7 protein-coding genes are annotated in these 7090 nt (G+C 70.7%); 5 read left to right on the plus strand and 2 right to left on the minus strand.

Annotation, left to right across the window (positions count from 1 at the left end; all coding sequences use genetic code 11):
* Positions 1 to 12: 12 nt before the first annotated feature.
* Positions 13 to 1494, minus strand: coding sequence for an alpha/beta fold hydrolase (locus G3I65_RS20225; protein WP_160697494.1), 1482 nt, complete (start codon positions 1492 to 1494; stop codon positions 13 to 15).
* A gap of 258 nt (positions 1495 to 1752) precedes the next feature.
* Between G3I65_RS20225 and G3I65_RS20230 the strand changes: the two genes are divergently transcribed.
* Genes G3I65_RS20230 through G3I65_RS20250 form a run of 5 tightly spaced genes read left to right on the plus strand, consistent with a single transcriptional unit; the run spans position 1753 to position 6227 of the window.
* On the plus strand, positions 1753 to 2148 hold the full coding sequence (locus G3I65_RS20230) for a GntR family transcriptional regulator (RefSeq protein ID WP_160697495.1): 396 nt from the start codon (positions 1753 to 1755) through the stop codon (positions 2146 to 2148).
* Positions 2145 to 3026 (plus strand): ABC transporter ATP-binding protein, encoded by an 882-nt coding sequence (locus G3I65_RS20235; protein WP_160697496.1) that lies wholly within the window; start codon positions 2145 to 2147, stop codon positions 3024 to 3026. Before G3I65_RS20230 ends, G3I65_RS20235 begins: the two co-directional genes overlap by 4 nt.
* Complete coding sequence (locus tag G3I65_RS20240) at positions 3023 to 4006, plus strand: transporter (RefSeq protein WP_160697497.1); 984 nt, start codon at positions 3023 to 3025, stop codon at positions 4004 to 4006. Before G3I65_RS20235 ends, G3I65_RS20240 begins: the two co-directional genes overlap by 4 nt.
* A 20-nt stretch (positions 4007 to 4026) precedes the next feature.
* Entirely contained in the window at positions 4027 to 5139 is a 1113-nt protein-coding gene (locus tag G3I65_RS20245) for an alpha/beta hydrolase (protein ID WP_160697498.1), read from the plus strand.
* Positions 5136 to 6227: an alpha/beta hydrolase gene (locus G3I65_RS20250; RefSeq protein ID WP_160697499.1), complete on the plus strand. Its 1092-nt coding sequence runs from the start codon at positions 5136 to 5138 to the stop codon at positions 6225 to 6227. Before G3I65_RS20245 ends, G3I65_RS20250 begins: the two co-directional genes overlap by 4 nt.
* A gap of 167 nt (positions 6228 to 6394) precedes the next feature.
* On the opposite strand, the gene G3I65_RS20255 is transcribed toward G3I65_RS20250, so the two are convergent.
* Entirely contained in the window at positions 6395 to 6931 is a 537-nt protein-coding gene (locus G3I65_RS20255; RefSeq protein WP_160697500.1) for a ferritin, read from the minus strand.
* Between the last annotated feature and the right edge of the window lie 159 nt (positions 6932 to 7090).

Below are 7090 nucleotides of genomic sequence, written 5' to 3' on the forward strand. Positions count from 1 at the left end.
GGCCCGCCCGCCTCAGCCCGCGAACGGGCTCGCGTCGATCGCGCAGGTCTTGCCCGCGGCCGGGAACGCCCCGGAGATCAGGTAGTCCCGCTTGACCTGCTCGGTGCACGTGCTCGGCACGTACATCGACGAGTGCCCGTACCCCTCGGTCACGAACACCCGGGCGCGCGCCAGTTCCGCGGCGCCGTCCCGGGCCCCGGCCAGCGGCGTCGAGGGGTCGTACCGGTTGTTGAGCACCAGGATCTCCGCCGACGTCGGGCGGTTCCACGGGCCGGTGAACCGGTCGGTGTCCTTCGCCTGCCAGAACGCGCAGCTCATCATGTCCAGCACGGCGATCCGGCCGAAGTACGGGACGCGCTGATCTTCGGATTCGGCGTACCGGCTGTAGATCGCCGGGTCGGCCGGGACGTCGCTGTCGGAGCACTGGATGGCGTTGAACGCCTCGGTCCGGTTCGAGGTGTAGGGCTCACCGGCCTTGAACGCCTGCGGCGCCTCGTAAAGCCGCTGCAGCAGCGACGCGATGTCCGGCCAGCCGCGGGAGTCCGAGAGGTCGGCGGCCGCGTTGATGATCCCCGAGTACGTCCACGTCTGACCGTCCACTGTGATCGGTGCCTGCTTCGCGCGCGCGGTCAGCGCTGCCCACTTCGCCTTCGGGTCGCCGCCGGAGAACGCGCACTTCGGGCCGGCTTCGGCGCACAGGCGCAGGAACTGGTCGAACGTCTGCGAAATCCCGGTGGCGACGTCCTGGCGGGTGTCCAGCGGCACGGTCTTGCCGGCACCGTCGTGGCCGGTCGCGTTGCCCGCGAAGTCCATGGTGCCGTCGAAGACCATCGCGCGGATCCGGTTCGGGAACAGGTTCGCGTAGGTGGCGCCGAGCTGGGTGCCGTAGGAGATGCCGTGGTAGGTCAGCTTCGGGTCGCCGACGGCGCGGCGCAGCAGTTCCAGGTCCCGTGCGGTGTTCGCCGTCGAGACGTGCTCGAGGATCGGGCCCGCCTTGGCCTGGCAGCGGTCGGCGAGTTCCTTGGACTTGGCGTAGAAGGCGGCGTTGCCGCTCGGGTCGCCGGGCATCTCCGGGAAGGATCCGAAGAACGACTCCTGCTCGGCGAGGGTGTCGAAGCAGCGCACGGCGGTGCTGGCGCCGATGCCTCGCGGGTCCCACGACACGACGTCGAAGCGGGCGCGCAGCTGGTCGGAGAACAGCCACGGCCACTTGCCGCGCTCCCGCAGCCGCTGCAGGCCGGACGCGCCCGGGCCGCCGAAGTTGACGAACAGCGTGCCGATCCGGTGCGCGGGATCGGTGGCGGGTTCCTTGATGAGCGCGAGGTCGATCTTCGCGCCGGCCGGGCGGTCGTAGTCGAGCGGCACCGAAGCGGTGGCGCACTGGAAGCCGTCTTGGCAGTCGGTCCAGCTCAGCCGCGGTGTGGAAGCGCTTTCGGCGGCGGCGACCGCGGGTACGGCCAGCGAGACCCCGAGCGCGACGACCAAGCCGCGCACGAAGCCTCCCCCAGTGAGACGACGCACGGAAAGTCCTTTCGGTGAGGGGAACGATCACCTCCCCAGACGGGCGAGGGGGTGGGGAGGTTGGCCGGACGGGCGAAAAAGCCGGCCGAACGTAGTGAATGACTCATTCATGTCGTCGGATGACATGAATGAGTCATTCACGTCATCCGGGACCCGGCCGGGAAAGAACCTGTGGCGCGGGCCTGCCCTCCATGTCTATAGTACTAGGCAACTAGATAAATGGAGTAGCCGATGATCGAGTTCCACCTGGACGCGAGGTCCGGCTTGTCGCCGTACCAGCAGCTGGTCCAGCAGGTGCGGCACGCCTTGCGCCTCGGCCTGCTGGACGAGGGGGACCAGCTGCCGAAGGTCAAGGACGTGGTCGCCTCCCTCGCGATCAACCCGAACACCGTGCTGAAGGCCTACCGCGAGCTGGAGCACGACGGGCTCGTCTCGGCCCGGCCCGGCGTCGGCACGTTCGTCACCGCGACGCTGAACGGCGGCGCGTCGTTCGCCGTGCTCGGGCCGTTGCGGCAGGACCTGCGCCGCTGGCTGGGCAAGGCGCGCAAGGCCGGTCTCGACGAAGAGAGCATCGAGGCCCTGTTGATGTCCACGTTTCGCGACTCCGCCAGAGAGGACATAGCGTGAGCGTCCTGCGTGCCCAGGGGCTGGGCAAGAAGTACAAGCGCGACTGGGCGTTGTCCGGCTGCACCCTGGAGATCGAGCCCGGCCACGTGACCGGGCTGGTCGGCCCGAACGGGGCCGGCAAGTCCACTTTGCTCAACATCGCGGCCGGCATGCTCGAGCCCACCACCGGCACGATCGAGGTGTGCGGCGGGGTGCCCGGCAGCGGGCCGGAGCAGCTGGCCAAAGTCGGTTACGTCGCACAGAACACGCCGGTCTACAGTGGACTGAGCATCGAAGAGCACCTGCGGCTCGGCGCGCACCTCAACCCGAGGTGGGACACCGCGCTCGCCGAGAAGCGGATCGAACGGCTGGGGCTCGACCCGAAGCAGCACGCCGGCAAGCTGTCCGGCGGGCAGCGCGCCCAGCTGGCGCTGACGATCGGCATCGCCAAGCGGCCCGAGCTGCTGTTGCTCGACGAACCGGTCGCCGCGCTGGATCCCTTGGCGCGGCGGGAGTTCCTGCAGGACCTGATGGAAGCCGTCGCCGAGCACGAGCTGTCCGTCGTGATGTCCTCGCACCTGGTCAACGACCTCGAACGGGTCTGCGACCACCTCATCGTGCTCGTCGACTCGCAGGTCCGGGTGATCGGCGAGGTCGAGGAGCTGCTGGCCACGCACCACCGGCTCTCCGGGCCGCGGCGGGACGTCGAAACGCTGCCCGCGGACCAGCACGTCGTCTCCGCGAAGCACACCGACCGGCAGACCACCGTGCTCGTCCGCACCGAGGCGCCGATCCTCGATCCCGTGTGGACGGTCGCGCAGATCGGCCTCGAGGACCTCGTCCTCGAGTACATGAGCAACCCCGCCGCCGCCCGCCCCGCCCTGGAGGTCCTGCGATGACCTGGCTGACCTGGCGCCAGTTCCGCGTCCCCGCGCTGTCCGTGTTCGCCGCGCTGGTCGCGATCGGCGTCGTGCTCGCGGTCACCGGCCCGGACCTGGTCGGGCGCACGAGCTTCTCCGACCAGGACACCCTCTTCGGCGGGACGATCCTGGTGCTCTACCTGCTGCCCGCCGCGATCGGCGTGTTCTGGGGCGTCCCGCTGATCACGCGCGAGCTGGAGAGCGGCACGCACAGTCTCGTGTGGAACCAGACCGTCACGCGCAAGCGGTGGCTCACCACCAAGCTCGGCTTCGGCCTGCTCGCCGCGATGGTGGCGGCCGGGCTGCTCGGCTGGGCGGTGTCGTGGTGGGCGAGCCCGATCGACGCACTCTCGGCCACGCAGACCGACCGCGGGATGCTCTCGCGCATCGCGCCGGTGGTGTTCGGCGCGCGGGGCATCGTCCCGATCGGGTACGCGGCGTTCGCCCTCGTGCTCGGCGTCGCGGTCGGGATGCTGCTGAAGCGGACCGTCGCCGCGATGGCCGTCACGCTCGCCGTGCTCGCCGCCGTGCTGCTCCTGGTGCCGAACTTCGTGCGGCCGTACCTGCTTCCGCCGGAGACGACGATGGTCGCGATCGTCGGCGACGACATCACGAACATCACCGGCGACGACACCCACGGGATCCTGGAGATCGGCACCCGGAACCCGCCCGGCGCGTGGGTGCTGGCGAACGAAACCCTGGCCCCGAACGGCACCGTGGCCGACCCGCTGCCGGACTTCGTGCAGAGCTGCGCCCCGCGGCCGGGCCAGGGCCCGCCGGATCGCGGCTCCATCGAAGCGTGCATGTCCCAGCTCGGCCAGCACGGCTACCAGCAGCGCGTGACCTACCAGCCCGGTTCCCGGTTCTGGCCGCTGCAATGGCTCGAACTCGCGCTCTACCTCGCCATGACGGCGCTGCTCACCTGGTTCTGCTTCCGTCGCGTCCGCCACCTTTCCTGAACCGGTTCCTGGGGGAATCAATGCGCACTCTCGCGGTAGCCACCGCACTGACCCTGACGCTGTCCGCGGCGCCGCTCGCCTCGGCGAGCACCACGCCGTACCTGCCGCGCCCGACCGGCCACGAGCCGGTCGGCGTGACCACACTGTCCGTTGTGGACCGTTCGCGGCCCGACCCGTGGGTGCCGTCGGTGCCCTACCGGGAACTGATGGTCTCCCTGTTCTACCCGGCGACGTCGGCGAACGGTCCCACCAAGCAGTACATGACGCCGCTGGAGTCCGAGCGCAACCTCGAGCGGGAGAACATCCCGGGCCTGCCCCTGGACGTCCTCAGCACCGTCCGGACGAACGCCGTCGTCGACGCGAAACCGGCCGGGCGGTGGCACGGCCTGCCGCTCGTCGTGCTGTCCCCGGGCTGGACCCAGCCCCGCGCGACGCTCACCGCGCTGGCCGAGGACCTCGCCAGCCGCGGGTACGCCGTGGCGGCGATCGACCACACCTACGAAAACCGCGCGACCACCTTCCCCGACGGTCACGTCACCGGCTGCGCCGCCTGCGAAGCCGACGACCAGCCGGGGTTCTGGGAGAAGTTCGCGCGGGTCCGGTCGGCGGACGTGTCGTTCGTGCTCGATTCCCTGCTGCACTCTCAGAAGTGGGGCGCGCTCATCGACCCCGTGCGGATCGGCATGACCGGGCACTCCGCCGGCGGCGCGGTCACGACGCAGGCGATGCTGGCCGACGCGCGGATCCGCGCCGGGGCCGACATCGACGGCAGCATCCACGTGCCGCTGCCGCCGTCCGGGCTGGCCCGGCCGTTCCTGTTCCTCGGCAGCATGGACGACTACACCCTGGGCCAGCCAGGTCCGTACGACGATTGGGAAACCGACTGGCCGCACCTCACCGGCTGGAAGCGCTGGCTGATGGTGTCCGGCACGGTGCACCAGTCGTTCACCGACCTCGGGGTGCTCGCCGCGCAGCTGGGCGTCGACCTCGGCGCGTCGATCGACGCGAACCGCGCACTGGCCGTCACGCGGACTTACGTAAGCGCTTTCTTCGACCAGCACCTGCGCTGCCGCCCACGGCCGCTGCTGGCCGCACCGTCGCCCGCCTACCCGGAAGTGACCTTCATCGGATGAAGAAGACGATCCTCATGGCCCTCACCGCACTCACGTTCACGATGGCCACGCCCGCGTCCGCGGCCCCGGTGCCGTACCTGCCCGCGCCGACCGGGGACCGGCCGGTGGGCAGCACGTCGGTGTACCTCAAGGACACTTCGCGGCCCGACCCGTGGGTGCCGTCGGTGCCCTACCGCGAGCTGATGGTCTCGCTGTTCTACCCGGCCGCGTCGCCGGACGGCCCGAAGACGCGGTACCTGACCGCGGAAGAATCCGCGGCGCTGCTGGCGGGCAGCGGCCTGGACGTGCCGCCCGACCTGCTCACGAAGATGGTGACGAACTCGGTGGCCGACGCCCGGCCGGGTGGCAGGCACCTGCCGCTGGTCGTCCTGTCGCCCGGCTACACCAAGCCGCGCGCCACGCTCTCCGCGCTGGCCGAAGACCTGGCGAGCCACGGGTACGCGGTCGCGGTGGTCGGCCACACCTACGAGAACACCGGGCAGAGCATGCCCGGCGGGCGGTTCGCCGGGTGCGCGTCGTGCGAAGTCCCGCACGACAGCGCTTTCTGGCGGAAACTGGAGCTGGGCCGGGCCGCCGACGTGTCGTTCGTGCTGGATTCGCTGACGCGCTCGAAGTGGGCGTCGCTGATCGACGCGTCCCGGATCGGCATGGCCGGGCACTCGGTGGGTGGTGCCAGCACGCTGCCCACGATGGTCGCGGACGCGCGGGTCAAGGCCGGGATGGACATCGACGGCACCACCGAGGTCCCGCTCACCGCGCCCGGCCTGGACCGGCCGTTCATGTTCGTGAGCCACCAGCTGGCGGCCACGGCGTGCGCGCCGGGCAACGAGCCGTGGGAGCGCGACTGGGCGCAGCTGACCGGCTGGAAGCGCTGGGCGGAGGTGGCGGGCACGCAGCACGCGTCGTTCACCGACGTCGGCATCGTGGCGGACGAGTTCGGGGTCGACATCGGCGCGACCACCGGCGGGCTGCGCACGCAGGCGATCACCCGGGCCTACGTCACGGCGTTCTTCGACCAGCACCTGCGGGGCGTGCCGCGGCCGCTGCTCGACCGGCCGGGGTTCCCGGAAGTTTCGTTCTGCCGGTGAGGGGACGGCGGGAGCGGCATCGCCCGGGGGGATGCCGCTTCCGCCGTCTCGCGCTTCGGGCGTCGGCCGGACGTCATGAACGACTCTTTCATGTCGCCAGACGACATGAACGACCCTTTCATGGCATCGGCGTCACGCCGGCGCCTCGGGCGAGAACCCCTCCGCCGTCAGAGCTTGCCGCCCGCCACCGGGGGCATGTCCGGGGTGTCCTCGACCTCCGTCGCCGACTCGCGGTACAGGTGGTTCTCGACCTCGAACAGGTTGTCGCCCGCGCGCTCGACGACCGTCAGCAGCGTCGTCATCTGGGCGACCTCCTCCACCTGCTCCTTGAGGAACCAGCCCATGAACTGCTCGCCGAGGTAGTCCTCCTCGGCGCGCGCGGCCTGCGCCATCGCCTCGATGTCCGTCGTGACCGCGCGTTCCTGGGCCAGGGCCAGCTCGATCACCTCGTGCACGCTCGAGAAGTCGTTCCGGACGTCGCCGGTACCCGGGATGGCCACCGGGTGGTCGCGGTCGAGCAGGTACCGCACCATCGCCAGCGCGTGGTTGCGCTCCTCGATCGCCTGCCGGTAGAAGCGCTTGGCCAGCCGCGGCAGGTCGCGCGCGTCCAGCCAGACGGCGAGCGCGATGTACTGCTGGGCGGCGGTGAACTCGTGGCTGATCTGGGTCTGCAGCAGTTCGGCGAACTTCCGGGTCTTGGCCATGCCCCACAAGGTACGACGGAACCGGGTGCGGTTCTACGATCAGTGCCGTGACCAGCACACTCGACCTCGCCGGCACGATCACCTGCGTCACCGGCGCGGCCGGCGGCATCGGGCGCGGGATCGCGCTCCGGTTCGCCGCGGCGGGCAGCGCGGTGGCCG

This window comes from Amycolatopsis sp. SID8362, assembly GCF_010550475.1.
GTDB lineage: Bacteria > Actinomycetota > Actinomycetes > Mycobacteriales > Pseudonocardiaceae > Amycolatopsis > Amycolatopsis eburnea.

Coding starts and splice junctions, on each gene's coding strand:
- G3I65_RS20230 (WP_160697495.1), top strand. CDS start 1,753: ATGATCGAGTTCCACCTGGACGCGAGGTCCGGCTTGTCGCCGTACCAG.
- G3I65_RS20240 (WP_160697497.1), top strand. CDS start 3,023: ATGACCTGGCTGACCTGGCGCCAGTTCCGCGTCCCCGCGCTGTCCGTG.
- G3I65_RS20245 (WP_160697498.1), top strand. CDS start 4,027: ATGCGCACTCTCGCGGTAGCCACCGCACTGACCCTGACGCTGTCCGCG.
- G3I65_RS20250 (WP_160697499.1), top strand. CDS start 5,136: ATGAAGAAGACGATCCTCATGGCCCTCACCGCACTCACGTTCACGATG.
- G3I65_RS20255 (WP_160697500.1), bottom strand. CDS start 6,931: ATGGCCAAGACCCGGAAGTTCGCCGAACTGCTGCAGACCCAGATCAGC.